Here is a 25,874-nt window from a genome sequence, read left to right on the forward strand (position 1 = left end):
AGCTGCGCTAGTACTCAAAATCGATATCATCTCAGTTGTTTCTCTCTCACTTTATGCAAAAACTAAAAACCGTATTCTTCGGGACGGAAAAATTTGCGGAAACTATTTTAACGGGACTGATAAACAGCGACATCACTGATGTTGTTTTAGTTATCACCCAGCCGGATAAGAAGGTTGGCCGCAAACAAGTGGTTGAGGAGTCCCCGGTGAAAATTTTGGCTGAAAAAAATAACATTCCGGTGGCCCAGCCGGAAAGTTTAAAAGATTATCAACTGCCGGTGGAAAATCTTGATTTAAACGTCGTAGCACAATATGGCTTAATTATTCCTAAAAAAATAATAAATTTTCCCAGATACGGATCAATCAATGTGCACGGTTCGCTTCTGCCCAAATACCGCGGCGCCTCCCCTATTCAAACCGCGATTACGAGCGGTGAAACCGAGACCGGCAATACTATAATGCTGATGGATGAAAAAATGGATACCGGGCCGATTTTGACCCAGGAAAGCGTCACTATAGACCCAAACGACACTTATCCCCAACTGGCAGATAAAATGGCCAAAAAGGCCGTTATTTTGCTTTTAAACACCATTCCAGAGTATATAGAGGGCAAAATCACTCCTCAACCGCAAGCCGGCGAGCCGACTCTCACTAAATTGCTTAGCAAAGACGATGGCCAAATTGATTTTAACAAAACTCCAGCTGAAATTTATAATAAATTTAGAGGTCTGCAACCATGGCCGGGAATTTGGTGTTTTTGGAACGGTAAACGCTTAAAAATTTTAAATCTAAAAAAAGCCGACAAAAATATTGAACCGGGCAAGATGGAACCGGGCAAAGTTGAAGTTTCCGGAAATGAAATTTTCGTTGGCTGTAAAGAAGGCGCGATTGAAATTTTAGAACTGCAGCCGGAAGGAAAAAATCCAATGACTGCAAAAGTATTTTTAAACGGATATAAAAACATAGACGGCGCCAAACTAACCTAATATGATTTCAAAAAAACAAACCTTTGTTTTTTTAGCCATTTACATTGGCTTGAGAGTGTTTTCATATTTTTTTCATCCGGGGAATTTTTTAAACACCTTTATCGCCGCGCTCATATTGTTTTCAACAATTTATTTTCTTCTTAAAAATGACCAACGCGGCTGGTATATCGTGGCTACGGAAATTTTTCTGGGCGGCACGGAAAACTTTTTGGAAATCGGCGGTATATCTTTGCGCACTCTGCTTTTAGTTTTTTCAGCCGTAATTTTTATCTGGCAGAAAATCAAAAGTAAAGAAATTCGCGCGATTATTAACTCAAATAAAATCTTCTGTGCTCTGGCTTCCGTTTTATATATCTGGATCGCCTTTACCATTGCCCGCGGTTATCTTGCCGGCCACAACGCCAAGGAAATAATTTCCGATGTTATCCCCTATTTATTTTTATTTTATTATTTCCCTTTACGGGAACTTCTCCAATCAGACAGGTTTAAAAAAATCGCCGCGGGTCTTTTGACCGCCACCGTTTTCGGCAATCTTATTTTTATTCTATTTACTTTCGCTTTTTATTCTGCCAACATATTACACTTGCAGGATGCCTATTACCACTGGTTCAGGGATATCGCCAACGGCAAAATCACCGGCTATGATTTTAATTTTTACCGAATTGTTTTAAATGAACAGCTTCTGCTCATCCCGCTGTTGTTATATTTTATTTCACAAATCATTAAACAATCACAAAAAATTTACATATATTTAGCGCTATCTTTATTAATAATCCTTCCCATAAATTTTACCCGTATTTATATTTTAGCCCTACCGGTCGGCTTGTTATTTTTATTCAACAAAACACGCTGGAAGAGATGGCTGATATGTTCCGCCGCCGCCATAGCCATATTTTTTCTTTCTTTCACCTTAATTCATTCTGCGGCCAGCCGCGGTCAGAGTTTGGGCTGGGAATTTTTCGGTATTCGTTTGCAAAGCATTGCTATGCCGCAAATTGAAGACAGCTCTTTAAGCCGAATGATTCTACTGCCGGCGATTTTGGATAAAATTAAAGTTAGCCCGATTTTGGGAAATGGGCTGGGAGATACGGTCACCGCCTATATACCAATGAATAAACAAACCATCACTACAGCGCAATTTGATTGGGGTTATTTGGAAATCATTGATGAGATGGGAATAATTGGAATGTTGATTTGGATTACGATTCTTGCCTGGATTATATGCTCTATCTGCAAATCAGATTCACAATCAAAAAACGGACTGATCACGTCCGTTATCGCTCTGATGGTTATAAACATTACTTCTCCAGCTTTATTTCATGTGATGGGCATTATTTTATTCACTGTTATTGTAGCCCATGCTTCTTCAAAACAATTGCCTTCGCCTCTTCATAATCCGCAACTTTCTTAATCTTCCACGGTAAATTATACATAAAACTCGGCAGCCAGGCGCTGATGCCTTTTCTGTTGCCAACCACTTTTTTATACAAAACCTCCGGCACAAAAACGCCGGTTTTATTTTTTTCTAAAAGCGACAGCCAGAGGTCCCAATCCTGAAATCTTTTTATTGATTCATCCCACGGACCGGCGCTTGGCCTCAAATCAGTTAATGCACTGCGACGTACCAAAGAGGTTACATCAATGTAATTTAATTTTTTTAATAATCCGGGGTCAAATTCATGGCTTTGCATTGTCTTCCAACCGAATTTAAATTTTGAATAGGCACAACTGGTCTCGGAATTATCTCGCAAGGCCTTATACATTTTTTCCAGCATATCGGGCCGTGCAATCGTATCCGCGTCCCAAAAAATCACATACTCCCCTTTTGACTGCGCAAAACCTAGATTGCGGGCCGACGGGGCGCCTTTATTTTCTTGGCTGAAAATTTTAATGTCAGAATTTTTTAAATCCGAAATCGCTTGCTGGAAATTATCCGTACTGCCGTCATTGACGATTATAATTTCAATTGGTTGATAAGTTTGCGCTAAAATATCGCTAATACATTTTTTAATGGTATGCGCGTGATTGTAAACCGGAATTATGACACTAATTAACGGATTCATAATGACTCTGGCTTATAGCAATTTTTTAAACTGCTGCTGCCAGGTGAATTCTTTCAATGCCCTTTCCCGGCCGGCCGCACCCATTTTTTTGGCGTATTCTTTTTCGCGAAGCAAATCAGAAATCGCCGCTATCACGCTTGCTTCCTGATAAACATCCACCACCAATCCGGTGACCAAATCTTCCACCACTTCTCCCACGCCGCCAACTCGGCCGGCCACTACCGGCACACCGCAGGCAGCGCTTTCCACAAACACTGTCCCCCAGCCCTCTTCCACTGATTCATCCGGATGCGTGAGTAACACCAGCAAATCAGCCAGCTGATAATATCTCGGCAATTCGTTATACGGCACCGCGCCGATAAACCGGGTGATGTTGTGCAGATAATTTTTTTGAATTAATTTCATAATTTCGTCTTTCTTCGGCCCGTCTCCGACAATCAACCAAACCAAGTTTGGTATTTTTTCCAAAATCTGCGGCAACAAGCGCGCCATATGCGGAAAACCCTTGCCCTCGGCAATTCTGGAGACGGTCAAAATTACACTCTTCCCTTCCAAGGCCAGCTGGGATTTTAATTTTTTGATTTCATTTTCCGAAACTTTGCCAAAAAACGCCTCGCCCGGACAGGGATAAATTACGCGTACATCCTTATTTAAATCTTCAAACTTGGATTTAAATTTATCCTGCAAAAAAATACTGTTGACAATTATTTTTTCGGCTCTTTGGCAAACCATTTTAAGTTTCTTTTTCTTTCCCGGAACCTTGGTGGCCATTTCCAGATCAGTGCCGTGGAAAAAAATTGTATACGGGATTTTCATTTTTTTATTTAACCAGTAAGCTACATAGCCCACCGGCAAAGCGTGGTGCACATAAATCTGCTCAATTTTTTCCGTTTTGACAATTTTTTTGATTTGGAAATACAATTTCAGCCACTTGGGCCAGAAAAATTTAAAATATGGCTTCTCCCTAACCGTTTTCCATTTATTTTTTAAGTCAAATTCATTACCGCCCATTATTTTTGGCGCATACACCACTGTCTCTGTTGCCGGTAAATTTTTGGCCAGGTTATACGTATAGGAGGCAATCCCGCCGATTTGCGGCGGATATTCAAGCGTGATAATTAATGTTTTCATACAGAAATTTGAGTTTTGTTTTTAAAAATTTTATTTATTATATTTTTAATTTGGCCTATATTAATGCCACCTGTCAAAAATAACAGCCCAAAATACACAACCGCTCCGATCGGAATGGTCCAAATAAAATTTATTTTTAAAGATAAATAATACACCACTCCCCCCATCACCACCGCCGGCCACAAGGTTTGATTGATATATTTTAAAATATTTCTAAATTTAATGTTTAGTTCGCGTCGGGCAAACAAATATCCGCCAACTACCAAAACCGTGTTGCTGACAAGCACCGAAATAGCGGCGCCGTTTAGTCGTAAAATCGGCAGTAAAATCAAATTCAAAACCACACTGACAACCAAAGCGACTCCCACCAGCCAGGTTTGCGTTTTTTGCCGATTGGTGGCATTAAGCAAAGCTCCGGTAATTAATCCCAAAAAGGTAAAAATTAAACTTCCCATCAGTATGCGCAGCGGATTAATTGACGGCGCGTAACTTGGTCCGTAAATAAGTGTAATAACCGGGTCGGCCAAAACAATCAGGCCAACGGATAAAGGAAAAATTATGGTAAATAAATAACGCCATGATTTTTCAAACAAGGGGCCAATTTGCGTTTTGTCCTTGACAAATAGGCCGCTAAACACCGGGTAAACGCTGGCCGACAAGGCCAACGGCACAAACTGAAAAGCAAAAGCTATTTTATACGGAATAGCCCACCATCCCAATTCTTTAATCGTCAGCATCTTGGACATCAAAAGAGAATCGCTGTATGAATACAGTCGGCCAATGATGGCGGCAATGGCAAAGGGCAGAGCAGTAATAAAAAATATCTTAAAAATATCTTTATCCCAGATAAAATTGTATTTAATCGCGTAAAGTTTACGCACGCAAATTGCCAAATACAGACAATACAAAGCGCTCGGAATGGTGTAAGCGATAATAAGCCAAATCAGGGGCCAATGGTTTAATAACGCCACGGTGCCAATGCCCATAGTCACCAGCTGGGCGCCAACGATTCCAATAGATTCATAGACAAGATTTTTTCTTGACCGCAAAGTGCCGGAAAAAGTATTGGTTAAGTTATCAAAAAACATGGTAATGCCGGAAAGATAAATCAAATCTTTGGTCAGCGCCGGATAATTAAAAACATTAACAAAAAATACCACCAAAGCATACGCGCCCAGGCCGAATAAAATTTTGGTAACCAGGGTGGTGTTTAGATATTTTTCCGTGTTCTCCGGATAGCGCGAGGCCTCGCGAATTAAAACCGCGGCAAAACCAAAATCAGCCACAACTACAAAAATAGTGGTAAAAGTTATGGCAAAAAAATACTGACCAGTGTTCTCTACCCCGATCAGCCGCGCCACCAAAATAAAATATAAAAAAGATACTACTTTTTGTAGGATTGAGGCCGAAGTTAAAAATGTGGTATTTTGCGCAACCGTATAGGACATACGGTCTATTTTACTCGCTTTTTAACGTTTTGACCACTGCGGAGCCCTGCGTGCACGCTTCAAACCAGGTTTCTTTCTTTCCTTGGCTCTGGCGTCGCGAGTTAAGTATCCTAATGTTTTTAAAGATTTTTTAAGTTCTTCATTCCAAATAACCAGGGATCTGGCAATGCCATGCTGAACGGCAGTGGCCTGCCCCTTTAATCCCCCGCCATTTACCTTCACGGAAACATCAAAGGTTTTTTCTTTGGCTACGGCCTTAAGCGGAGCCATCACCGTGTCCTGCCATTCAAAATAAGGAAAATATTCGGCCATCGGCTTGCCGTTGACTTCAAACTTTCCGTGTCCGGGAACCAAACGAACTCTGGCCGCGGCGGTCTTGCGTCTGCCCACTGCTCGGGCGGAATCATCTTTTTTCTTGTTGAGTTTAACCATATATTATTTAAAAGAAATACGTAATAATCTTTGTGTTCGCATTTTATTTTTCGGCAGCATTCTGCTGACAGCATGGATAACCGCCTTTTCCGGATTAACCTTCATAACATCCTTGGCCGGTTTAATTTTCAAACCGCCCGGATGCATGCTGTGATGTTTGTATGTTTTTTGTTCAAGTTTCTGGCCGGTGAACTTAACATCCTTAACATTTAAAACAATCACTTTATCGCCATGATCAAGATGAGCAACATAGTGAGGACTGTTTTTGCCCATCAAAGCCATGGCAATACGGGTGGCAATTCTTCCCACGCTTTGACCGGCGGCATCAATTTCAAATTTTTTTCTTCTAGTGGACATATATTTATACTAATTCAATTATAGCTTCTTCCGCGCCATCGCCCTTTCTGGATTTAAGCAGTGTCAGCCGGGTATACCCGCCTTTTTTGTCTTTATATTTCGGACCAATAACTTCCATTAATTTTTTAACGGAATTTTTGGTGTACAGAACTTTGGCAATGGCTCTGCGGCCCGCCAAAGTTTGGGCTTTGGCTTTGGTAATCAATTTTTCTACTACCGATCTAACCGCTTTGGCTTTGGCTTTGGTGGTTCTGATTTTTTCGTACAAAATCAAACTTTCGGCCAAGTTGGCCATAAGCGATCGGCGTGCGGCTGTTTTTCTGTCTAGTGTAATCTTATTCTTTTTATGTCGCATATGATTTATTTCTTTTTAGTGGTCTTTTTGGCTCTGGGCTTTTTTTCTTTGGCCGGTTTGGCATCCTCTTCGGCTGGTGCGGAGACAACCATCTCTTCACGGGCGACCGGTTCACTGGCTGTATCTAAAATCAAAGCAAAGTGATCCATCAAAATCTGGGTTGATTGTCTGACCGCTTCTTCCGGAGAAATCGTGCCGTTAGTTTCAATGTTTAAATTTAATTTTTCGTAATTGGTGATATCGCCCACGCGGGTATATTCAACGCTGTAGCCGACATCTTTTATCGGGGTGTAAATGGAATCAATCACGATTGTGCCCAAATCATATTGCTTTTTATCTTTCTCTTCAACCGGTTTAAAGCCGCGGCCGCGGCCCACGATGATTTCCATTTCAAAGGTCTTGTTGCTGGTCAAATTAGCAATCACCAGATCTTTATTCATAACTTCGGCATTGGCGTCTTTTTCAAAATCACCGGCTTTAACCGCGCCCGGACCCTTCTTTGATAACTTCAAAGTAACCGGTTCATCGGTATACACCTTAACTGCCAATTGTTTAAGATTTAATATTACCTCAACAATATCTTCTTTCACGCCGTCTGCAGCCGTAAATTCGTGCTGGACGCCTTTTATTTTAAAGGCCTCAATCGCAGCGCCCGGCAAAGATGATAATAGCACCCGGCGAAGCGTATTGCCCAAAGTGGTTCCGTAACCATAAAAACAAGGCGTGACCACCAGAGATCCTTTGTTTGGGCTGTCCCCGGCCACAAACTCGATTTTTGACGGCAATAATAGGTTTTCCATATGTGAATTATTATTGAGGGAAACCCCCCTTAATTATCTTGAATAAAACTCAATGATTGACTTGGCGTCAAAGCCGGCTTCATCGGCAGTTGGAGCATTGAGAATTTTTGCCGATACCTTTTTGGCATCAAGATTCATCCAAACCGGAGCTTCAATTTTGCTTAGTCGTTCTGAAATTTTATCAAACGCCACAGTGGTTTTGTCTTTTTCTCTCAAAGCAACTTCGTCCCCCACTCGCGTGCGGTAAGATGGAATATTAACTTTCTTGCCATTAACGGTTACATGACCGTGGCTAACCAGCTGTCGGCAACCCTTGCGTGATTTGCCTAAGCCCATTTTATAAACAACATTATCCAGACGTGATTCTAAATAGGAAATCAAAAACTTTCCGGTATCTCCGGTTTTTTTGGCTGCCTCGGCTACGTAATTGGCAAACTGCTTTTCACGCAGGCCGTAAATTTCTTTGGCTTTTTGCTTTTCAAACAATTGTTTGCCGTAAACTGACTGTTTTGGATGCCTTTTGGAAGCGCCATGAACGCCCGGAGCAAAATTTCTCTTGAGCAGCGTGCATTTCGGTCCGTAACACTTATCCCCTTTTAAAAACAATTTATCTCCGGCCCGGCGGCATCTTGAGCATTTGTCATTTGATTCATTTGACATATATAAAATTATTAACAAAATTATACTCGCCTCTTTTTCGGAGGACGGCAACCGTTATGCGGGATCGGCGTGACATCGCCTACGGACAAAACATTTAAACCGTTTATATGCAAGGCCCTGATGGCGCCTTCTCTGCCGCCGCCGATACCTTTAACAAAAACATGCACTTCCTTCAATCCGTATTTCGCGATTTTATCAACCACATCTTTGACAACTATGCCGGCCGCGTATGGAGTAGCTTTTTTTGGTCCTTTAAAACCAACCTTGCCGGAAGAAGACCAGCCCAAGACATCACCGGCCGGATCAGTAATTGTCACGATTGTATTATTGTATGAGGCCTGAATATAAATATTTCCGTGAGAAACCTGTCTCACTACTTTCTTCTTTCTGTTTTTTGAAACCGCAACTTTCTCGGTTTTTTCAGCTGCCGGCTTTGTTTCCGCGACTGGCGCGGCGGTTTCAGTTGGTGTTTGTGTTGGTTGTGAATCTGACATATTTATTATAATCTTAAAAACAACTAGAGACGAAATTAAGTTTTTTGCCCGGCTGGCTTGCGACCGCTGCCCATGGTCTTTCTGGTATTACCGCGCACGGTGCGGGAATTAGTTTTGGTTCTTTGTCCGCGAACCGGCAAATGCTTCATGTGTCTGATGCCTCTGTAGGCCTTAATATCTTTCAGACGTTTTATATTGGCCATTATTTCTCTTTTTAAATCACCTTCGGTTTTGTATTCTTTTTCAATAATAATACGGATTTTATCTTCTTCGGCCGGGGTTAAATTTTTGGTTCTGGTATTTTCGTCAACTTTGGCTTTGGCCAAAATCTTTTTTGACAAAGTCGGACCAATACCGAAAATATAGTTTAAGGAAACCACAATTCTCTTTTCTTTGGGGATATTTATACCGGCTACTCGCATAAAATATTTCTAAAAATTATTTAAAATTCTTGGTTTAGCCCTGGCGCTGTTTGTGTTTAGGATTGCTGCAAATAACGTAAACACGGCCCCTGCGGCGAACGACCTTGCATTTCATGCAGATTTTCCTCACTGATGCTCGTACTTTCATAAAATTAGGTTAAGAAAAATACCAACCACTGCCGCGATATCCACGCCCGAGAGGCACATCATATTCGGACAAGTGGTCGTTGATATGACGGGCTCAAGCTACACCGCAATGGTTGATATTCTTTTATAGGTTGTCTAATTGTCCTCCACCTAAAATCTATACGTAATTCGTCCTTTTGTCAAGTCGTAGGGAGTCATTTCCACCTTTACCGAGTCGCCAACGCCTAATCTTATCTTATTTAAGCGCATTTTTCCGGCCAGATGGGCGATAATCATCTGCCCGCTTTCAAGCTTGACCCTGAAAGTAGTGGCCGGCAATAACTCCTCTATTGACCCTCTTAACTCTATAATGTCTTTATTTGGCATTGTTTACGGGTTAATTGTTAATAGTTTACTATTAAATTGGACATTTGTCAAGATTTATAAACCCAATACCTATACAATAAAAAATTCCACGAAACCGCCAGGGCGATATTCACAGTCCTAGCCAGTAGATAGTTTACACCAAATTTCTCATTAAATAAATACATCCAGGCGATTGAAAAAAAATAGTTGAAGACGCAGACGATCAGGAACCGGACGGCCTGTTTATGGGCCCATTCTTTTGATTTAAATGACCAGTATTTGTTGAGGAAAAAAACGTAATTTATCAGGAATATCTGATTGACCACCACAGCCCAAACCGGCCGCATGTGCGCGTATTGCTTTAATAAAAACAAACTGCCAATATCCAAAATCACGGCGCTGATGCCGACAAGAAAATATTTGGCAAATTGACGGCGAAGGGACCAGAGATGAAGGATTAAATTCTTTATCATAATTATTCCAAAATCGCCTTTATTCGTCTGACACCGGCACTCACCGCTTCTTCTTTTATAATTTTAAACTTTCCCAACACAGCAGTATGCTCAACATGCGGACCGCCGCAAATTTCTTTACTAAAATCACCAATGGAATACATTTTTACTTTTGATCCGTATTTATCTTCAAAGAGTCCCATCGCGCCTTGTTTCTTAGCTTCGGCAACAGTCGTTTCTTGAAAACTGACCGGAAGATCTTGTCTGATAACATCATTTACCAAATCCTCAACTTCTTTTTTCTGCTCTTCGGTCATTTTTTCCGGATGAGAAAAATCAAATCTTAAACGTTCAGCTGTGATGTTGCTCCCCCGTTGCTCTACATGCATACCTAAAATTTTTCGCAAGGCCGCATGAAGCAAGTGTGTGGTGGTATGATATTTCACCGACATTTCTCCGGTATCAGCCAACCCGCCTTTAAATTTTTGCTCCGCTCCGGTGCGGGAAAGAGCCTGGTGTTTTTTAAAGGCCTCATCAAATTCATTGACATCAACGCTTAACCCGTTTTCATTGGCCAACTCCAAAGTCATTTCCAACGGGAAGCCGTAGGTATCGTATAATTTAAACGCTTGTTTGCCGGAAATCTGGTTTACCATTTTACCACCTTTTTCAAAAATCGACTGCAAACTACTGACCAGCTTATCAAATTCCTTCAAACCCTGCTCAATGGTATTACTGAACTTGCTTTCCTCTTTGGCCATTTCCGTGACAATAAATTCTTTATTGCGAACAACTTCCGGATAAACCTGGGCAAAAATTTTTATTATTTCTTCAGAAATTCTTGAACAAAAATTTTCTTTGATGCCAATCATTCGGCCGTGGCGCACAGCCCGGCGGATCATCCGGCGCACGATATATCCCTGATCAACATTGCTGGGCGCAATCTTTTTATCATCACCCATGATCATGGTGGCGGTGCGCAGATGGTCGGCGATGATGCGCATTGATTTGGTGGTTGCCCGATCGTTGGCATATTCCATACCGGACAACTCTTCAATTTTTTGAATTATTGGCCAGAAAGTATCAATTTGAAAAACATCGGCATAATTATTTAAAGCCACCAGTGTGCGTTCCAAGCCCATGCCGGTATCAACATTTTTTTGTTTGAGCGATTTATACTTCCCATCCGCGGTCTTATTATATTGCATGAAAACATCATTCCAGATTTCCAGCCAATTATCCTTATCGGTTTTCGGATTGCTGTTTTTCGGCGGATATTCGCTTTCTCCTTTCCAATAAAACATCTCCGTATCCGGACCGCACGGACCGGTTTGCCCGGCCGGACCCCACCAATTATCCGCTTTTGGCAGAAAGGCAATTTTGTGTTCCGGCATTCCCAGCGATTTCCAAATCTCCGCGGACTCTTCATCTTTAGCCGCGGTCTGATCGCCTTCAAAAACCGACACCGCCAATTTTTTTGCATCCAAACCCAGCCATTTCGCGGAAGTTAAAAATTCCCAGCTCCATTCTATGGCTTCTTTTTTAAAATAATCTCCAAGCGACCAGTTGCCCAGCATTTCAAAAAAAGTATCATGCCGGTTGTCCCCCACTTCATCAATATCCTGCGTACGCACGCATTTTTGCACACTGGTCAGTCGCTTTCCTTCCGGATGTTTTTCACCCAACAAATACGGCACTAGCGGATGCATGCCGGCAGTAGTAAACAAAACTGTCGGATCATTTTCCGGAATCAAAGAAGCCGAGGGTATAATTTTATGACCCTTGGATGCAAAAAATTCCAGATAGATTTGACGTAAGTGAACTGAATTTAGCATAAATTATTTAATCACTCCCCCACCCAAACACTCTCCGTTTTTATAAAAAACGGCAAACTGACCGGGCGTAACTGCGCGTTGCGCTTGGACAAATTGCACAATCAGGTTCTGGCCTGATTTTTTAATTTTCGCTTTTTGGAGCGGCTGTCTGTGCCTCATCCTTACATCACATTGTAGCGGAAATTTACTCTGATGTCCACTGATCCAATTCACATCCTGAACCTTAATTTCTTTTTTATACAACAGCGGATCATCTTCATAACCAACCACCAATTCATTTTTTTTAATATTTTTATCCAAAACATAAACCGGTTTAGCGCCAACATTTATCCCCATTCCCCTTTCGCCGATGGTATAAAAAGGCAAACCGCCGTGCTTGCCGACAACCTTGCCGGTTTGAGAAAAAATAATATTGCCCGGAGTCGGTTTTATTTTTTTCTGCAAAAATTCTTTCATTGGCACTTCACCGATAAAACATATACCCATACTTTCTTCTTTATCAGCAGTCGGTAAACCAAATTTTTTGGCCAAAGCCCGGACTTCGGTTTTTGTATATCCGCCAATCGGAAATAAAACACTTTTTAACTGCGCTTGATTTAATTGATGCAAGAAATACGTCTGATCTTTATTTTTATCTTTGGCCTCTTTTAACTTTCCTTTATCAAGACAGGCATAATGCCCGGTGGCCAGTTTCTCAAAACCCATCTCACGTGCTTTTTTGAGCCACGCCCCAAACTTTACAAATTTATTACACAAAACATCCGGATTCGGCGTGCGACCGGCTTTATACTCTTTATACATGTAATCCAAAACCATTTTTTTATATTCCTTGGTGAAATTTAATTTTATAAGCGGAATGCCGATCTTGGCCGCCACCCGCACCGCATCCCGATAATCCCCTGCCCAGCAGGAAACCAGATCATTTTTATCGTCATAGTTAATCATAAAAGCCCCGGTCACATCATAACCTTTTTGTACCAACAGAGCCGCGGCCACTGAAGAATCAACGCCGCCGCTCATGGCCACTAGAATTTTTTCTCCAGTTTTGAGCATAAAAATTTTTTATAGGCCTTCTCAACCGGTTCCATCATTTTATATTTTTTAATCAGCTTGCGGGCACTTTTGGTTCTAATGAAACAGATATTGCTAAAAATGAGGCGCATGCCGATTTGCCAGGAAAATTCATCATTCCCATAAAATTCCTTCGCCCGTTTGATGGAGATTGTTCCAAGACCATCCATCTTATCTGCATCCCGTAGAATCCAAGCCGCCGGATGTCTATTCGCCGCATCGTTCCAATGATAACGGACCGCATACAAAATAATGTCTTTATCTTTTTTTGATAAAAATTTTAACACAGGATCGGTAACAAACCAATCTTTGCACATTTCGTATGAAAGCGCCCAGTGAGCCGACTGCATGCCTGAAGATTTTTCTTTTGTTCGGCCTACATCATGAAGAATGGCGGCCATCTTCACCAGAAAAATATCCTCTTTCTCCATCTTGGCAATTTGTTCCGCCCAGGCCGTCACCCGCAGAACATGACCAATGCCGTGCGCCGGCACCGGATGATTCTTTAATAAATCCTTAACTTTTCTCTCAGTATATTTTAATATTTTTTGCTGATTTTCGGTAAACATATCACACCGAATTATACTAAAACTAATATAAAATTTCAAGAACTAAAAATCCCGACTAAGTCGGGATTTTCAATGTTTCAGTTTAACCGTTGCGTCTTGCCATCATGCAATCGCGGCAATATACCGGCTTGTCTCCATTTGGTTGGAAAGGCAATTGGGTAATTTTAGTACCGCATTGTCCGCAAGTAACGTCAACGTCGAACATCTGGCGCGGACCTCTGTTAGAAGGTCTGCTGCCGCCGCGATCACCACGATCTTGGCGGAAAGCCCTGTTACAATCTGAACAGTAAACAGGACGGTCTCCAGATGGTTGAAAAGGCAATTGTGAAATGTGGGCCCCGCATTTGGCGCAGGTTAAATCCACATCATACATTTGCCTGGTAGCTCCATCGAATGCCATAGTTTTGCGTATTTGTTGTTCCCAAAATGTTTTTTGAGATTAAATTAGTCGACCTATTTTGGGAACAGAAGTTACCCAATATTAAAATAATTATAGCACAAACCGGTGACTTTGTCAACCTGTCCGGTCATCATCGTCCAACTTGATTACCCTATCCGGATAAACCGTTTTTTCTTCTCTATCATTTTTTGGCTTATTTTGCGGAGTTTGCTGGGGCTTCTGCTGAAGAGGTGGCTGTTTCTGTTTTGGTTTATTTGTTTGCAGGGCCTGCGATAAACTAATACCTTTTTGATTCGGATCAGTGAGCAAAACCGGTTTGCTTTCTTTGATGTTTAAATCTTTTTTCGGTTGATCATTTTTTGGCCGATCATTCCTGGGAGGCCTCGGCGGCATTGGTTTGGGTGCTGCCGGTTTGGGCGCCGGCGCTTGCGGTTTGCCATTTCCATTGCCATTTTCTTCATCATCGTCAAAGTCCCCGCCTGCGCCAACCTCCATGCCGCTCCAACGCATAATTTTATCTTCAATATTTTCACGGCTGGTGGCATATCGCTCCCGGGAAACCCGTATCACCTTCTCTGCACTGCCGGTGGCTGTGGCAATAGGAGACAAAGTTAAAGCGCTAAACGGCTGTGAGGCCACCCCGTCAATCATCAATTTTAGATAAATTTGAAATTTGGGCAAATTTACCAAATCGGCTTCAATAAAAGTGGGGCTGAATTCTTTGGCCAAAATTTCCGCGTCGGTTGAGCCGACTCTAAATGTAATCATACTGCCCACATTACCAACAATGGCGGCCAGAACTTTTTCATCAAGCTGTTCCATATACTGATGGGCCATGATCAGGTCAAGACGATATTTTCGCGCCTCGGATAAAATGTTGGCAAAACTTTCCGTGGCAAAATTCTGGAACTCATCAACATACAGGAAAAAGTCACTGCGCTGGGTTTCCGGAATTTCTACCCGTTCCATGGCCGCCAGCTGAATTTTTGTAACCAGCATGCCGCCTAAGAGACGGGAGTTGTCTTCGCCGATTCTACCTTTGGATAAATTCATTATGAATATTTTCTTTTCATCCATTATTTCGCGGATGTTGATACGCGATTTTACCTGGGCGACAATATTTCTGATAACCGAAGCCGACAAAAACTGACCGATTTTATTTTGTACCGGCGCGATTGCTTCTCTTCGGTAGCGCTCGTCATAATTGGCAAACTCGCTTTCCCAGAAGGACTTGACCACCGGATCTTTTAAACTGCGCACCACGCGGCGGCGATAGTTGTCGTCAGCCAGCAAGCGGTTGATGCCAAGCAAGGTAGTGTTGGGAAATTCCAACAAAGCCAGGATGGTATTATTTAAAATATATTCCATGCGCGCGCTCCAGACATCAGGCCAAATTTTCTTGAATACGCCCATCAGCCCCGAAGCCACCAAATGTTTTTGTTCCGGCCTGATGGTTTCCAAAATATTAAAAGCGATCGGATAATCCAAATCAGCCGGATTAAAATAGACAACGTCATTGATGCGGTTCGCCGGAATATAATTTAAAATCTTCTCGGCCGTGTCGCCGTGCGGATCAATGTAGCCGACACCATGGCCCGCGTAAATATCATTGAGCACCATGTTTTCCAAAAGAGTGGTTTTGCCCATGCCGGTTTTTCCCACCACATACATGTGGCGCCGGCGGTCATCCAATTTGATGCCGAACTTACGGTTCTGATTTCTAAAACTGGTTAACCCGAAAAAATTGACATTGGGGTCAATTTTGGCCATCAATTCTTGATTTTGTTTGCTTGGTATTTCCTCCATGTAGATTTAGTATAGCAAAAAAAATGTTATTTTACAACTTCAACAGTATAAATTGAGACCTCCAAACCCGGCTCTTGCCAGGCGTCACCATTTAGACCCGCTTTTAAGCATAGCGAAGATAAAAATTCTTTCTTGTCCGGCAACTCTTCCCAGACCTGCGGTAAAAAAGTGGCGTTGTGTCCATCTTTGTTTATAACTACTCCGTCAACATTCGGTTTTAATTTATTAAGCAAATCCTGCGGCGAAGTGAAATTTAAAGGGACGGACTCTGATAAGACCGAAATTTCTATATCTAAGTTTGGCAGTTCCCCCGCTGTCAGCTGTTTAAACCGGTAATCACTAAAGGCCGCGGAAACGGCATTTTCAATTATGTCTTTATAAAGCGGCTGGAACGCCTCCAAATGTCCGATACAGCCGCGCAATTTACCCATGATAGTTAGCGTAACAAAACAAGACAAATTTTGTTTTAATTTTTCCGAAGGTAAATCGCTTTCAGATATTTCCAAGGCAACTGTGGACTTTAAAAAATATTCAATGGCTTGGCGAGCCAGATTGAGCATGTAGATTTTTTCAGTTTGTGAAAACATAATTAATTGATATTACCTAAATAAACATATTTAAGTCCGGCGTCTTGACCGATTTTTTGGCCGGTGTGCAGTGTCCCCGGATCAGTTGCGCCGGTCCCGGTCATTTCATAATTTGGATAGAAAGCGGACAGATGCCACGGAATATCCGGGCTGACCGAAACAATAAACTCGGCGATTTTTTTCAGTTCAGCCGGAGAATCGTTTTCTCCGGGAATAACCAGGGTTGTAATCTCAATCCATAAACCAGCTTTATGAAGCCGTTTGATGTTATCTAAAACCGGCTGGAGCCGGGCCTGGCAAGTTTTTATATAAAATTTATCGCTAAATGATTTTAAATCTATATTAATGGCGTCAATGTAGGGCGCAATGTAATCACAGGTTTCTTTTGACATATAGCCATTGGAAACATAGGCGCATTTGAGACCGGCCTTTTTGGCCAGCTTGGCGATATCAATGGCATACTCCGTCCAGATGGTCGGCTCGTTATATGTGAAAGCGATGGTCGGTAAATGATTTTCCAAAGCCATTTTCACTACGGCTTCCGGGCTCAAGTAATCAATTTTTGCTAAAAAATCTTTCCAGCCCGTGGCTGCCTCTTTGGCGTGCCGGCTGATTTGTGAAATATCCCAATTTTGACAGAACCCGCAACCCAAATTACAGCCGAAAGTTCCCAGCGACAAAATTTTTGTTCCGGGCAAAAAATGATAAAAAGGTTTTTTCTCAATCGGGTCAACATGCGCCGCACAGGGCCGGCCGTAAACCAAAAGTTTCAGTTCGCCATTTTGGTTTTCCCGCACGCCGCAGATGCCGGCATGACCTTCGGCAATTTTACAATAATGCGAGCAGGCCAGGCATTTTATGAAATTTTTATCTTTTTTATATAAACCCTTCATGATAATTTATCTAGGTTTCCAGACCCTGGCCACAGGTTCCGGTTTTGACGGCTTTTTTTGCGTTTGTATTTGTTTCTGTCTATTTGCTTTCTGCGCTTTTTTGATCCTGGCCGCTTTTTTCAATTCTTTTACTTTTTGCTGGCCCTGCTCCGAATCCCACAGATTGCTAAATTTTAATTTTGTTTCATCTATCTTAATTGGAGTATCACCATCCTGCCAATCAATAGCGTCTAAAATTTTACCCATGGACAAAACCCGGAAAGCATAACCCAAAGATTCTTTGTTCGGTCTTTTGGTATATAAATCAACGATGTTCGGTACATTCCCGTGTTTATAAAACGAGATCGCCGAACCGTCAAAATGCATGTCTACATATTTATAAAAATTTTTTTTCTCCAAATGGCCTGTCTTGATCAAAAGTTTGCCCAAATCACCGGTGCCTCCGGCATAGGCAACCAAAGCCAATCCCCACTGGCCGTATTTGTCATAACAACGGCGCAATTCTTTGATCCCGGCTTTGATATTAGCTTCCAGTCCATACAACTTTTCTCCGGAAACTCCATGCGCCGCCGCGGTATCGGGTTTCACCTGAAAAATTCCGCGCGCGCCTTTGTTTGATGTGGCTCCGGAACGGCCGCCGCTCTCATTGCTCCAGACCGCGTGGGCCAATGGCTTTGGCACTCCTTCTTCCTCGCAATATTTATCAACCAAATCAAAAACTTTATCTCTTTTCTCGGTATTTTTCATGGCCTTAAAAAAATTGGCTATCTGCTCTTTTTGCAAACCGAATTTTTTAACATACAAAGCCAAGGCCTCTTCATTAAAAATTTTATCAAAAATAACTTTTTGATCCGGAGGGACTTCGTTGGCCAAAAGATCATACAAGGGACGATCAATTTTTTTATCTTTAACTTCCCGCGGTTCAACTGTGGCATTACCCGGCATTATTGCCGGCTCCTCTTCGGTTTTTTTACAGGCCGGACACACGACCACCATAGCCGCCAATATCGCGGCCATAAACTCCGGTGACAGTTTATATTTACCAATTTCTTTGGGTATTTCCTGTTTAGGAGATTGAAACCCGGTTTCTCCGCGCATATTTAACTTTTTAGTAAATTATTCCGCACTATGGCCCAGGCCGCCAAGGTCTGGCCGTCCCAAATTTCTCCGCGCTTTATCATATCTTCAAATTCATCCGGACGGCGAATGATAATTTCTATATTTTCGGTGTCATCCGGTTTAGCGTGATTGGCTTCTTCCAGTTCCTTGGCTATAAAAATGTGGGTTGTGTCTTTATACATGCCATTAAGACCATCAAATGAACCGATTTTTATAAAATCCGAAGATTGTTTGCCTGTTTCTTCAGCCAGTTCTCTTTTGGCTCCGTCTATGGGCGTTTCATCTTTTTTTAATCCCCCGCCCGGAAACTCAATGCTTTTAAGGTCGCGTAAATACCGGTGCTGAACAATCAAAAGCAGGCCGCCGTCATCTAAAACCGGAATAATGATTGTTGAACCGGGTGTCTCACCGTAAAAATAATCAAACTCTTGGCCGTTGGCCAGTTTATATCTGTCATGTTTATAATCCCACCACGGATTGGAGTGGATAACTTCCTCGGAAATTTTTTCAGGAACCATAAAAACAAACTCGGAGAATTATAAAAATAATTTATAGATTTCTTCAACATTAATCCCGGCGCCGTTTCTGATGATTGAATGTATGTTTCCGCCACCATCACCGGTCCAGCGCGGCAGAATATGCCAATGCACATGGCCGACGGCCTGACCCGCCGCTTTGCCGTTGTTTATACCTACATTCATGGCCTCCGGCTTTATTATTTCCTGCACGCGCTCCATGGCGTGCCGCAAACCATCCATAATTTGAATAAACTCCGACTCGGACATTTCAAATAAATCGCTAAAGTGTTTTTTGGGGACAACCACCGTGTGCCCCTTGGAACACGGGTGAATATCCAAAAAAGCCAAAATATTTTTATCTTCATAAACCGTGTAATTGGGAATTTCTTTGGCAATAATTTTACAAAACAAACAGTCCTTTTCCATAAGTTAAGATTATTTTAAATTATACCTTAATATCACGCTATCTCCAAACCGAACATAACCCGGCCCCTGCAAAAGTCCCAAATTTTTAAAAATTTCAAAATCGCTCAAAAACCAACAATAATCCGCACCGGTTAAAACGTGCGCGTCTGCGAGCAGGCCATTGGTTAACCTCTTTTGCGCTGCCGCAAAAAGCGCGGCTCGCTCGGGTTGGGCAAAATTTTGATCAATGGGAAATCCGCCGCCGATGATCGCTTTGTTTGATATGGCTTCAAGAGCCAAGAGCGGATAGGTATCGGCCACCACGCAATACTTGTTTGCCCCCTGTTCGGCTTGCCAGATATAATTCATCGCGTCAAATTGATCTTTGCTCACAGAATTGGTGTCCGGGCCAAGAGAATAAGAAGTAGTAATGGCAAAAGAAAAAATAATTACTGAAATCGGTATGGCTAAAATCCCGGGTAATTTCTGCCATACTAATTTTGTCCAGGCCTCTAAAAATAACACTAAGAGACAAACCGCGATTACGGCGTCCAGCCGTCTGGTGATTATATGTTCGCCGCCAAGCAAATATAAACAGATAAAGTAGCCCGTAAACAAACCCGAAAAAAACATAGCCAGCCACTTTTGTTCTGTCTTTTCACTTTTCCAAAAAGAAACAAGTCCGTAGACCGCGCCGCCTAAAAATACCAGCATGAAAATCAAGAGCCACCATCTTCCCTGTGTTAAAATATTTTCCACAAAGGCATAAGACGGAACCTGATTGAAAATAATATTGCCGGTTGCGATATCATGCGGCCTGGGGCCGGATGCCAGATAATATGAAGTGAAATTCCCGATAAACTGTTTTATCTGTTCAAACCAATTTAAACGGTTGATTTGACTGTACCCGGCGAGCAGTTCAATAATTGGCAATGACAATCCGACTGCTCCGACAAGCAAAAGGTTTTTAAATTTGAAATTTTGCGGAATCAATTTTTGCAAAACTAAAATTTCCGCGATTGCCCAGGTCAAAATCATTAAAATTGAATACAAGCCGTAGCCGAATAAAATCGGTATCGCCAAAAGAATTAGTATCACCGCCTGCCCCCCCTTCTTGGGCGCGGCCAACCGTTTCAAAAGCAGTAAGCTAAAAAATAGCCAAGCCAAAAAACCCCAATTGTTCGGCAGAGTAAACGCGCCGCCGGTAACCAGAGCAAACGGCAAAAAACCCAGCCAGGCAAAAAATAAAGCACGTTTTTTGGCAAAGCCCATTGCCATGCCGATTTCAAAAAGCAGTATCGGCATAAATATCGCCCAGGCAATCGGGCCTAGCCAGACATTAACGCTTAAAAAAGACGAATTGAATAGGCGGGCAGAAATTACGCTGACCCCCCAGAGCTGGCTGTATGAAAACTGCCCCAGGTTAAGTTTGTTTAAAAAATTCTGCTGGCCATACACAACCAAATCAAGCGGCTTTTCAGCAATTAATTGCGATTCGGTGGCAATGTGGCGCCAGGAGTCGGCGCCGTATATTAGCTGATGCGTAAGCGGCAAATAACTTAGCATTAAAAAACTGTGTATCACCAAAAGAAATAAAACTGATTTGGCTTTTAATTTTGAAAATATTAAAAATCCTAAAATCAAAGTGGCTGATAAAAAAACATAAATAAACTTGGGATTGATTGTTTGCCAGGGCGTTAATATGGCCGCGCCGGTTTGGGAGCTGTGGAGCAGATAAAATCCGTAAAGCGCCAATGCCACATACAGCAACAAGCCGATTTTGGCATGCGGCACCTCTTCAATGACTGATAAATTTTCATTATCTATTTCAGCTTGACCGTCTTCTTTGGGCGCGAGTTGATCAAGGATAATATAAATGATTGCGTTTAGAAAAAAGGCAAGCGCTATGGCAACCGCCGTTAATCTGAAAAAAATAATTTCAAATTCCACAATTAAACTAAGGGTGGTCAGGCCGAATAAAATCCCCAAAATTTTTATTCTAAAGGCATTGCCCGATAAATTAAAAAAATTAGCCAGCGCCATTTGCGCGCCGGAAGAAATAAAGAAAAAATAAAATAAAGCTAAAATCAGGCCCAAAATCCGGCTGTGCCAGTTGGCGATATTAAAATAGATAAAAAATGCCAGAATTACCGCAAATAATACTCCTTTGGCCAATTTCTTATAATCCATAAGTGAACACGTCTTTATCTGCTATATGAGGGATTATATCTGAAGGGTGTCAATATATCAACCTATCACACACTTTTCATCCCCATATTTGCTTGCCAAGAAACCATGGTTCATATAGAATTATAAAGTCACATAAATTGTAATTATGGCTCAAGACATCACCCAGATTGAAAAAATCCCGCCGCAAAGCATAGAAGCGGAGTCCTCTCTCTTGGGCTCTATTTTATTGGATAAAGACGCAATGCTTAAAATCGCCGACATTGTTCAACCGGATGATTTCTACAAAAACAGCAACGGACAAATTTATGAGGCCATTTTGGAACTGTACCAAAAAAACGAACCGATTGATTTGTTAACCGTGAGTAACCGTTTGGCTGAAAGAGGCCAGCTAGAAAGCGCCGGCGGCTACAGTTATCTGGTTTCTTTAACCAATTCGGTGCCAACCTCTTCCCATGCCGTCAATTACGCGCATATCATCCATAAAAAAGCCACCCGGCGCCGGATGCTCTCCGCGGCCCAGGAAATCGGCCGGCTCGGTTATGATGAAGAAGAAGAACTGGAGACCTTGCTTGACCAGGCCCAGAGACAGTTGTTTGGTGTTTCCCAAAACTACATGAAGCAAACATTTTCACCAATTCGCGGCGTCTTGGCCGAGGCCTTTGACCGCATTGATGAACTTCATAAAAATAAAGGGCAATTACGCGGATTGCCGACCGGATTTGGTGACCTGGATAATTTGCTGGCCGGCTTGCAAAAATCTGACTTAGTAATTTTAGCCGCTCGCCCCAGCGTCGGAAAAACTTCTTTGGCTTTGGACATTGTACGCAACGTGGCTGTTAAAAGAAAAACACCGGTCGGATTATTTTCTCTGGAAATGAGCAAGGAACAATTGGTTGACCGCTTGCTTTGTTCAGAGGCCAATGTTGACTTGTGGAAAATGCGTACCGGCCGTTTGAGTGAGCGCCCGGAAGACGACGATTTTCCGCGCATCGGCCACGCCATGGGCGTACTCTCCGAAGCGCCGATTTTTATAGACGACTCCCCCAATATAAATATAATGCAGATCAGAACCAAAGCCCGCCGTTTGCAAATGGAGCACGGACTGGGATTGATTGTGATTGATTATTTACAACTAATGGAATCAAGAGGCGGCGTGGAAAACCGCGTGCAGGAAGTGGCGGAAATCACCCGCGGATTAAAGGGTATTGCCAGAGAATTGAACATCCCGGTTTTGGCTCTATCACAATTGTCGCGCAGTGTGGAAATGAGTAAGCCGGCAATTCCAAAGTTGGCGCATTTACGAGAATCAGGATCAATTGAACAAGATGCGGACGTGGTTTTGTTTATTTACCGCAAATCCGCTGACCGGGGCTACCGCATGGAAGATATTTCTCCGGATGAAAGATTTGTAGCGGAAATTCATATTGCCAAACACCGCAACGGTCCGACCGGTTTGGTGAAAATGATTTTTGACGAACCGCGGGCGTCGTTTAGAAATATGACCACGCAGTATAATTCCGGCAGTGCGCCCCAGCAACAAAATCCGGCTCCGCAACCGCAGGTATTAAAACCAAAATCGGCGTTTATACAAAATACCAATCCGGAATTACCTCCGGTATAAATTTAAACATATGTCAATGTTTTCAAAATTAAAACAGTTTAAAGACATGCGCGATCAGGGTAAAAAACTGCAGGGCGCACTCTCCGGCGAATCAGTGACCACACAAAGCGGCGGCGTGGCCGTAACCTTAGACGGCAATATGCAGATGACCGGCATTGCTATAGACGACGAATTGCTAAATCCCGCCAGAAAAGAAAAACTGCAGAACTCAATTAAAGACGCTTACGGCGACGCTCTCAAAAAAATCCAAAGAATCATGGCTAATAAAATGCAGGCCATGGGCGGATTTCCAGGATTAAAATAACTGCCGGCGCGGACGCGGTTTTATGTACTCCAAATCCATAAATAATTTGATTGAGGCCTTCAGACAACTGCCTTCGGTCGGCCAGCGCACTGCCGAAAGGTTTGTTTTTCATTTATTAAAATCCGGTAAAAAAGAAGTGGGCGAACTTACCCTGGCTTTAAAAGATTTAATTGATAATATTAAGAGTTGTGAAGTGTGCTGGGATTTCAGCGACGAAAATCCCTGCCGGATTTGCGCCAACAAAAACCGCGAGCAGGATATAATGTGCGTGGTCGCTGACCCGCAGGATGTTCCGGTGATTGAACGCACCAATGCTTTTGCCGGGTTATACCATGTTTTGCGCGGAGTGATTGAACCGGGCGATGAAGACGGTCTGGATAAATTAAAAATCAAGGAATTATTCGGGCGAATAAAAGCTCAAAAAAATCTGAAGGAAATCATTCTGGCGTTGAACCCTGATTTGTCCGGCGAAACCACCATGCTCTATTTGGACAAAGAAATTAAAAAAATAAATCCAAAAATAAAAATCTCCCGCCCGGCGCGCGGTTTACCTATGGGAAGCGACTTGCAATACGCTGATGAAATAACCTTAGGAAGCGCGTTGAAAAATAGAACGGTGAAATAAAAAAGACCCCATGTGGGGTCTTTTTAGTTTACATTATCTTCACTTGGCTATATCTCTGTCTTTGTCCGTGCGCTTTATGGTATCGCACTTTGCGTTTGAATTTCTGCACCAAGAGTGTTCGGTTTTTGCCTTGTTTTTCCAAAGTCGCTTTAACTGTAACACCTGACAGATACGGCGCGCCGATTTGGACATCACCGCCGTCGTCATTGGCAGTAAGCAAAACCTCATCAAACACAACCTTCTCCCCTTCTGCCTGGGGCAACTTTTCTATTTTTAAAACTTCACCGGTTTTAACCAAGTATTGTTTTCCACCGGTTGCAATTACTGCGTACATATATGAAAATATTATCTTAAATTGTGTGGCCTAGTATATATGAAAACCTAAATTTTGTCAAACACCACCTCATCCCCTATTTTTATCCCGGTTTTATCCATAAATCCGGCCGGAAGCTCCAAAACCATGTTTGACGGCTGGCTGGAGAAAAACGGAGTCAGCTGGGCCTCGGTTTTACCCGGTTCGGTCTGGATATTTGGCGCAATCTCAACAATTTTATTGCCATTTAACCAGACAATATCCAAAGGAAATCTCATATCCCTCATAACCATGGTGTGCTGACCAAAATCCGGAAAAACAAACAGCATGCCACCGTAGTTGCCCATATCTTTTTTATTACTCCAGCCCTCCACCTGGTGCGCCGGGGTGTTGGCAACCAAAACCTTCAAAACCTCACCGCCGATTTTAACATTCGCTTTCGGCCACATAGATTGATATATCTTAAAAACTATCGCAATTACCAGTATAACCGCAAAGAAAATTAAATGCCATTTTTTAAGAGGTTTTGATTGTGACATACGCCATTAATAATACCAAAAATACCAAAGCAAACAACTTTTGCTGGCTTTGAAACAATAAAGTGGTAATGCCAAATATAAATGCTAGAGCATACATTAACAGCACGGATTGTTTATGACTCCAGCCGGCGTCCATCAGCCGAAAATGCAAATGCTCACGATCACCTTTAAAAATTGATTGCTTGCGGCGGATGCGCGCTACAGCCACTCTGATTAAATCCAAAATCGGTATAGCCATAACCAGTAATGCAGTGGCCACTTTACCGCCGGAAATGATTGCCAAAATTCCCAAAATAAAACCGATAAACAAACTGCCACCTTCGCCTAAAAATATTTTAGCCGGATTAAAATTAAAAATTAAAAACCCCAGACAACTGCCGGCAAAAATGATCGCCAGCAAGCCGACATTGGGCTGAAAAAATGTCTTGGTATTTGTTAAAAAGAAAATCATCAAAGCGCCGATAAAAACTATGCCTGTGGATAAGCCGTCTAGCCCGTCTAAAATTTTTGTCGTATACATCATGCCCATCAGCCACAAAAAAGCAAAAATACCGCCGACTATCAAACCAAAATTAATAATGCCGCCGAATGGGTTGGTAATTTTTTCCAAGCCCACTCCGCCGATGACAGCCACTAGCGCCGCCAAGGCAGTAATCAGTAACCGAAACTGCGGACTTAATTGTTTGGCATCATCAACCGCGCCCATGATAATTAAAATCAAACCGGCAGCCGCGATCCAAATCAATTTATTTTTAAAAATTTCAATGCCGTAAATCGGGTTTAATAATAAAAACCCAACCACCAAAGAAAAAGAAATAAAAATGGCCACACCCCCCAAAAGCGGAGTTGGCCCAAAATGTTTTTTTCGCTGTTGATCCGGCACATCCACAATTTGAAAACGCAAAGCCAATCGCCTGACGACGATGGTAAACAAAATTGATGACGCTAACGCGGCTAAAAAATATATCAAGTAAGTATAAAACATAA

At 42.3% G+C, this 25,874-nt stretch carries 32 protein-coding genes; 5 read left to right on the forward strand and 27 right to left on the reverse strand.

Going from position 1 to position 25,874, the window contains the following annotated elements:
* Positions 1-53 precede the first annotated feature (53 nt).
* Together fmt and WC526_02860 are read left to right on the forward strand one after the other, a co-directional pair.
* Positions 54-986, forward strand: coding sequence for a methionyl-tRNA formyltransferase (gene fmt, locus WC526_02855; protein ID MFA5062060.1), 933 nt, complete (start codon positions 54-56; stop codon positions 984-986).
* A gap of 1 nt (position 987) precedes the next feature.
* Positions 988-2,397 carry an O-antigen ligase family protein gene (locus tag WC526_02860; protein MFA5062061.1) on the forward strand — a complete coding sequence of 470 codons (1,410 nt, stop codon included), beginning with the start codon at positions 988-990 and terminating at the stop codon, positions 2,395-2,397.
* Here WC526_02860 and WC526_02865 read toward each other — a convergent pair.
* The 24 genes from WC526_02865 to WC526_02980 all read right to left on the reverse strand — a co-directional run bounded on the left by WC526_02865 (position 2,333) and on the right by WC526_02980 (position 21,485).
* Entirely contained in the window at positions 2,333-3,049 is a 717-nt protein-coding gene (locus WC526_02865) for a glycosyltransferase family A protein (protein MFA5062062.1), read from the reverse strand. The two genes, WC526_02860 and WC526_02865, sit on opposite strands and share 65 nt — an antisense overlap.
* Before the next feature lie 12 nt (positions 3,050-3,061).
* A complete protein-coding gene (locus tag WC526_02870) occupies positions 3,062-4,180 on the reverse strand; it encodes a glycosyltransferase family 4 protein (GenBank protein ID MFA5062063.1) in 1,119 nt (372 codons plus the stop codon).
* On the reverse strand, positions 4,177-5,628 hold the full coding sequence (locus WC526_02875; GenBank protein ID MFA5062064.1) for a flippase: 1,452 nt from the start codon (positions 5,626-5,628) through the stop codon (positions 4,177-4,179). The genes WC526_02870 and WC526_02875 overlap by 4 nt, the downstream gene beginning before the upstream one ends.
* A gap of 21 nt (positions 5,629-5,649) precedes the next feature.
* Complete coding sequence (gene rpsI, locus WC526_02880; protein MFA5062065.1) at positions 5,650-6,060, reverse strand: 30S ribosomal protein S9; 411 nt, start codon at positions 6,058-6,060, stop codon at positions 5,650-5,652.
* Positions 6,061-6,063: 3 nt separating this feature from the next.
* Entirely contained in the window at positions 6,064-6,417 is a 354-nt protein-coding gene (gene rplM / locus WC526_02885) for a 50S ribosomal protein L13 (protein MFA5062066.1), read from the reverse strand.
* A gap of 4 nt (positions 6,418-6,421) precedes the next feature.
* On the reverse strand, positions 6,422-6,772 hold the full coding sequence (rplQ, locus tag WC526_02890; GenBank protein ID MFA5062067.1) for a 50S ribosomal protein L17: 351 nt from the start codon (positions 6,770-6,772) through the stop codon (positions 6,422-6,424).
* A gap of 5 nt (positions 6,773-6,777) precedes the next feature.
* Positions 6,778-7,572: a DNA-directed RNA polymerase subunit alpha gene (locus tag WC526_02895; GenBank protein ID MFA5062068.1), complete on the reverse strand. Its 795-nt coding sequence runs from the start codon at positions 7,570-7,572 to the stop codon at positions 6,778-6,780.
* 33 nt (positions 7,573-7,605) lie between these two features.
* The gene (rpsD, locus tag WC526_02900) at positions 7,606-8,232 is read right to left on the reverse strand and encodes a 30S ribosomal protein S4 (GenBank protein ID MFA5062069.1); all 627 of its coding nucleotides are present in this window, start codon (positions 8,230-8,232) and stop codon (positions 7,606-7,608) included.
* A gap of 20 nt (positions 8,233-8,252) precedes the next feature.
* Positions 8,253-8,726, reverse strand: a complete 474-nt coding sequence (gene rpsK / locus WC526_02905) for a 30S ribosomal protein S11 (GenBank protein ID MFA5062070.1) — start codon at positions 8,724-8,726, stop codon at positions 8,253-8,255.
* Positions 8,727-8,761: 35 nt separating this feature from the next.
* On the reverse strand, positions 8,762-9,148 hold the full coding sequence (gene rpsM, locus WC526_02910) for a 30S ribosomal protein S13 (protein MFA5062071.1): 387 nt from the start codon (positions 9,146-9,148) through the stop codon (positions 8,762-8,764).
* 34 nt (positions 9,149-9,182) lie between these two features.
* On the reverse strand, positions 9,183-9,296 hold the full coding sequence (gene rpmJ / locus WC526_02915; GenBank protein MFA5062072.1) for a 50S ribosomal protein L36: 114 nt from the start codon (positions 9,294-9,296) through the stop codon (positions 9,183-9,185).
* A 149-nt stretch (positions 9,297-9,445) separates the two neighbouring features.
* The gene (gene infA / locus WC526_02920) at positions 9,446-9,661 is read right to left on the reverse strand and encodes a translation initiation factor IF-1 (GenBank protein MFA5062073.1); all 216 of its coding nucleotides are present in this window, start codon (positions 9,659-9,661) and stop codon (positions 9,446-9,448) included.
* A 47-nt stretch (positions 9,662-9,708) separates the two neighbouring features.
* Positions 9,709-10,113: a GtrA family protein gene (locus tag WC526_02925; GenBank protein ID MFA5062074.1), complete on the reverse strand. Its 405-nt coding sequence runs from the start codon at positions 10,111-10,113 to the stop codon at positions 9,709-9,711.
* Between the two features lie 2 nt (positions 10,114-10,115).
* A complete protein-coding gene (locus tag WC526_02930; GenBank protein ID MFA5062075.1) occupies positions 10,116-11,927 on the reverse strand; it encodes an alanine--tRNA ligase in 1,812 nt (603 codons plus the stop codon).
* Between the two features lie 3 nt (positions 11,928-11,930).
* Positions 11,931-12,980 (reverse strand): tRNA 2-thiouridine(34) synthase MnmA, encoded by a 1,050-nt coding sequence (gene mnmA / locus WC526_02935; protein ID MFA5062076.1) that lies wholly within the window; start codon positions 12,978-12,980, stop codon positions 11,931-11,933.
* A complete protein-coding gene (locus tag WC526_02940) occupies positions 12,953-13,567 on the reverse strand; it encodes an HD domain-containing protein (GenBank protein ID MFA5062077.1) in 615 nt (204 codons plus the stop codon). Before WC526_02940 ends, mnmA begins: the two co-directional genes overlap by 28 nt.
* 82 nt (positions 13,568-13,649) lie before the next feature.
* The gene (locus tag WC526_02945; protein ID MFA5062078.1) at positions 13,650-13,967 is read right to left on the reverse strand and encodes a CxxC-x17-CxxC domain-containing protein; all 318 of its coding nucleotides are present in this window, start codon (positions 13,965-13,967) and stop codon (positions 13,650-13,652) included.
* Positions 13,968-14,081: 114 nt separating this feature from the next.
* A complete protein-coding gene (locus WC526_02950; GenBank protein ID MFA5062079.1) occupies positions 14,082-15,773 on the reverse strand; it encodes a type IV secretion system DNA-binding domain-containing protein in 1,692 nt (563 codons plus the stop codon).
* A 26-nt stretch (positions 15,774-15,799) separates the two neighbouring features.
* The gene (gene amrA, locus WC526_02955; GenBank protein MFA5062080.1) at positions 15,800-16,360 is read right to left on the reverse strand and encodes an AmmeMemoRadiSam system protein A; all 561 of its coding nucleotides are present in this window, start codon (positions 16,358-16,360) and stop codon (positions 15,800-15,802) included.
* 2 nt (positions 16,361-16,362) lie between these two features.
* Positions 16,363-17,253, reverse strand: a complete 891-nt coding sequence (amrS, locus tag WC526_02960; GenBank protein MFA5062081.1) for an AmmeMemoRadiSam system radical SAM enzyme — start codon at positions 17,251-17,253, stop codon at positions 16,363-16,365.
* 6 nt (positions 17,254-17,259) lie between these two features.
* On the reverse strand, positions 17,260-18,351 hold the full coding sequence (locus tag WC526_02965; protein MFA5062082.1) for a lytic transglycosylase domain-containing protein: 1,092 nt from the start codon (positions 18,349-18,351) through the stop codon (positions 17,260-17,262).
* Between the two features lie 2 nt (positions 18,352-18,353).
* The gene (locus WC526_02970) at positions 18,354-18,890 is read right to left on the reverse strand and encodes an NUDIX hydrolase (protein ID MFA5062083.1); all 537 of its coding nucleotides are present in this window, start codon (positions 18,888-18,890) and stop codon (positions 18,354-18,356) included.
* Positions 18,891-18,908: 18 nt separating this feature from the next.
* The gene (locus WC526_02975; protein MFA5062084.1) at positions 18,909-19,316 is read right to left on the reverse strand and encodes an HIT family protein; all 408 of its coding nucleotides are present in this window, start codon (positions 19,314-19,316) and stop codon (positions 18,909-18,911) included.
* A 9-nt stretch (positions 19,317-19,325) separates the two neighbouring features.
* Complete coding sequence (locus WC526_02980; GenBank protein MFA5062085.1) at positions 19,326-21,485, reverse strand: hypothetical protein; 2,160 nt, start codon at positions 21,483-21,485, stop codon at positions 19,326-19,328.
* A 145-nt stretch (positions 21,486-21,630) separates the two neighbouring features.
* On the opposite strand from WC526_02980, the gene dnaB reads away from it, so the two are divergent.
* Genes dnaB through recR form a run of 3 tightly spaced genes read left to right on the forward strand, consistent with a single transcriptional unit; the run spans position 21,631 to position 24,035 of the window.
* Positions 21,631-23,106: a replicative DNA helicase gene (gene dnaB / locus WC526_02985; protein ID MFA5062086.1), complete on the forward strand. Its 1,476-nt coding sequence runs from the start codon at positions 21,631-21,633 to the stop codon at positions 23,104-23,106.
* Between the two features lie 10 nt (positions 23,107-23,116).
* The gene (locus WC526_02990; protein ID MFA5062087.1) at positions 23,117-23,410 is read left to right on the forward strand and encodes a YbaB/EbfC family nucleoid-associated protein; all 294 of its coding nucleotides are present in this window, start codon (positions 23,117-23,119) and stop codon (positions 23,408-23,410) included.
* A gap of 22 nt (positions 23,411-23,432) precedes the next feature.
* Positions 23,433-24,035: a recombination mediator RecR gene (recR, locus tag WC526_02995; protein MFA5062088.1), complete on the forward strand. Its 603-nt coding sequence runs from the start codon at positions 23,433-23,435 to the stop codon at positions 24,033-24,035.
* 28 nt (positions 24,036-24,063) lie between these two features.
* On the opposite strand, the gene rplU is transcribed toward recR, so the two are convergent.
* From rplU to WC526_03010, 3 genes are read right to left on the reverse strand one after another with little or no spacing between them, the layout of a single operon-like run.
* The gene (gene rplU, locus WC526_03000; GenBank protein ID MFA5062089.1) at positions 24,064-24,369 is read right to left on the reverse strand and encodes a 50S ribosomal protein L21; all 306 of its coding nucleotides are present in this window, start codon (positions 24,367-24,369) and stop codon (positions 24,064-24,066) included.
* Between the two features lie 47 nt (positions 24,370-24,416).
* Entirely contained in the window at positions 24,417-24,887 is a 471-nt protein-coding gene (locus WC526_03005) for a DUF192 domain-containing protein (GenBank protein ID MFA5062090.1), read from the reverse strand.
* Positions 24,865-25,872, reverse strand: coding sequence for an MraY family glycosyltransferase (locus WC526_03010; protein ID MFA5062091.1), 1,008 nt, complete (start codon positions 25,870-25,872; stop codon positions 24,865-24,867). Before WC526_03010 ends, WC526_03005 begins: the two co-directional genes overlap by 23 nt.
* Between the last annotated feature and the right edge of the window lie 2 nt (positions 25,873-25,874).

The organism is Patescibacteria group bacterium, assembly GCA_041649475.1.
Taxonomy (GTDB): domain Bacteria; phylum Patescibacteriota; class Patescibacteriia; order Magasanikbacterales; family GWA2-37-8; genus JBAZNA01.

What these genes read in the sequence shown, in the direction of transcription:
- amrS (MFA5062081.1), bottom strand. Translation starts at nt 17,253, where the DNA reads ATGAAGGGTTTATATAAAAAAGATAAAAATTTCATAAAATGCCTGGCC.
- rplQ (MFA5062067.1), bottom strand. Translation starts at nt 6,772, where the DNA reads ATGCGACATAAAAAGAATAAGATTACACTAGACAGAAAAACAGCCGCA.
- WC526_02865 (MFA5062062.1), bottom strand. Translation starts at nt 3,049, where the DNA reads ATGAATCCGTTAATTAGTGTCATAATTCCGGTTTACAATCACGCGCAT.
- WC526_02930 (MFA5062075.1), bottom strand. Translation starts at nt 11,927, where the DNA reads ATGCTAAATTCAGTTCACTTACGTCAAATCTATCTGGAATTTTTTGCA.
- amrA (MFA5062080.1), bottom strand. Translation starts at nt 16,360, where the DNA reads ATGTTTTCACAAACTGAAAAAATCTACATGCTCAATCTGGCTCGCCAA.
- WC526_02875 (MFA5062064.1), bottom strand. Translation starts at nt 5,628, where the DNA reads ATGTCCTATACGGTTGCGCAAAATACCACATTTTTAACTTCGGCCTCA.
- rpsM (MFA5062071.1), bottom strand. Translation starts at nt 9,148, where the DNA reads ATGCGAGTAGCCGGTATAAATATCCCCAAAGAAAAGAGAATTGTGGTT.
- WC526_03010 (MFA5062091.1), bottom strand. Translation starts at nt 25,872, where the DNA reads ATGTTTTATACTTACTTGATATATTTTTTAGCCGCGTTAGCGTCATCA.
- WC526_02975 (MFA5062084.1), bottom strand. Translation starts at nt 19,316, where the DNA reads ATGGAAAAGGACTGTTTGTTTTGTAAAATTATTGCCAAAGAAATTCCC.
- rplM (MFA5062066.1), bottom strand. Translation starts at nt 6,417, where the DNA reads ATGTCCACTAGAAGAAAAAAATTTGAAATTGATGCCGCCGGTCAAAGC.
- rpsI (MFA5062065.1), bottom strand. Translation starts at nt 6,060, where the DNA reads ATGGTTAAACTCAACAAGAAAAAAGATGATTCCGCCCGAGCAGTGGGC.
- WC526_02940 (MFA5062077.1), bottom strand. Translation starts at nt 13,567, where the DNA reads ATGTTTACCGAAAATCAGCAAAAAATATTAAAATATACTGAGAGAAAA.
- WC526_02950 (MFA5062079.1), bottom strand. Translation starts at nt 15,773, where the DNA reads ATGGAGGAAATACCAAGCAAACAAAATCAAGAATTGATGGCCAAAATT.
- WC526_02990 (MFA5062087.1), top strand. Translation starts at nt 23,117, where the DNA reads ATGTCAATGTTTTCAAAATTAAAACAGTTTAAAGACATGCGCGATCAG.
- infA (MFA5062073.1), bottom strand. Translation starts at nt 9,661, where the DNA reads ATGCCAAATAAAGACATTATAGAGTTAAGAGGGTCAATAGAGGAGTTA.
- WC526_02980 (MFA5062085.1), bottom strand. Translation starts at nt 21,485, where the DNA reads ATGGATTATAAGAAATTGGCCAAAGGAGTATTATTTGCGGTAATTCTG.
- WC526_02895 (MFA5062068.1), bottom strand. Translation starts at nt 7,572, where the DNA reads ATGGAAAACCTATTATTGCCGTCAAAAATCGAGTTTGTGGCCGGGGAC.
- recR (MFA5062088.1), top strand. Translation starts at nt 23,433, where the DNA reads ATGTACTCCAAATCCATAAATAATTTGATTGAGGCCTTCAGACAACTG.
- dnaB (MFA5062086.1), top strand. Translation starts at nt 21,631, where the DNA reads ATGGCTCAAGACATCACCCAGATTGAAAAAATCCCGCCGCAAAGCATA.
- WC526_02870 (MFA5062063.1), bottom strand. Translation starts at nt 4,180, where the DNA reads ATGAAAACATTAATTATCACGCTTGAATATCCGCCGCAAATCGGCGGG.
- WC526_02945 (MFA5062078.1), bottom strand. Translation starts at nt 13,967, where the DNA reads ATGGCATTCGATGGAGCTACCAGGCAAATGTATGATGTGGATTTAACC.
- mnmA (MFA5062076.1), bottom strand. Translation starts at nt 12,980, where the DNA reads ATGCTCAAAACTGGAGAAAAAATTCTAGTGGCCATGAGCGGCGGCGTT.
- WC526_02925 (MFA5062074.1), bottom strand. Translation starts at nt 10,113, where the DNA reads ATGATAAAGAATTTAATCCTTCATCTCTGGTCCCTTCGCCGTCAATTT.
- rpsD (MFA5062069.1), bottom strand. Translation starts at nt 8,232, where the DNA reads ATGTCAAATGAATCAAATGACAAATGCTCAAGATGCCGCCGGGCCGGA.
- rpmJ (MFA5062072.1), bottom strand. Translation starts at nt 9,296, where the DNA reads ATGAAAGTACGAGCATCAGTGAGGAAAATCTGCATGAAATGCAAGGTC.
- WC526_03005 (MFA5062090.1), bottom strand. Translation starts at nt 24,887, where the DNA reads ATGTCACAATCAAAACCTCTTAAAAAATGGCATTTAATTTTCTTTGCG.
- fmt (MFA5062060.1), top strand. Translation starts at nt 54, where the DNA reads ATGCAAAAACTAAAAACCGTATTCTTCGGGACGGAAAAATTTGCGGAA.
- rpsK (MFA5062070.1), bottom strand. Translation starts at nt 8,726, where the DNA reads ATGTCAGATTCACAACCAACACAAACACCAACTGAAACCGCCGCGCCA.
- rplU (MFA5062089.1), bottom strand. Translation starts at nt 24,369, where the DNA reads ATGTACGCAGTAATTGCAACCGGTGGAAAACAATACTTGGTTAAAACC.
- WC526_02970 (MFA5062083.1), bottom strand. Translation starts at nt 18,890, where the DNA reads ATGGTTCCTGAAAAAATTTCCGAGGAAGTTATCCACTCCAATCCGTGG.
- WC526_02860 (MFA5062061.1), top strand. Translation starts at nt 988, where the DNA reads ATGATTTCAAAAAAACAAACCTTTGTTTTTTTAGCCATTTACATTGGC.
- WC526_02965 (MFA5062082.1), bottom strand. Translation starts at nt 18,351, where the DNA reads ATGCGCGGAGAAACCGGGTTTCAATCTCCTAAACAGGAAATACCCAAA.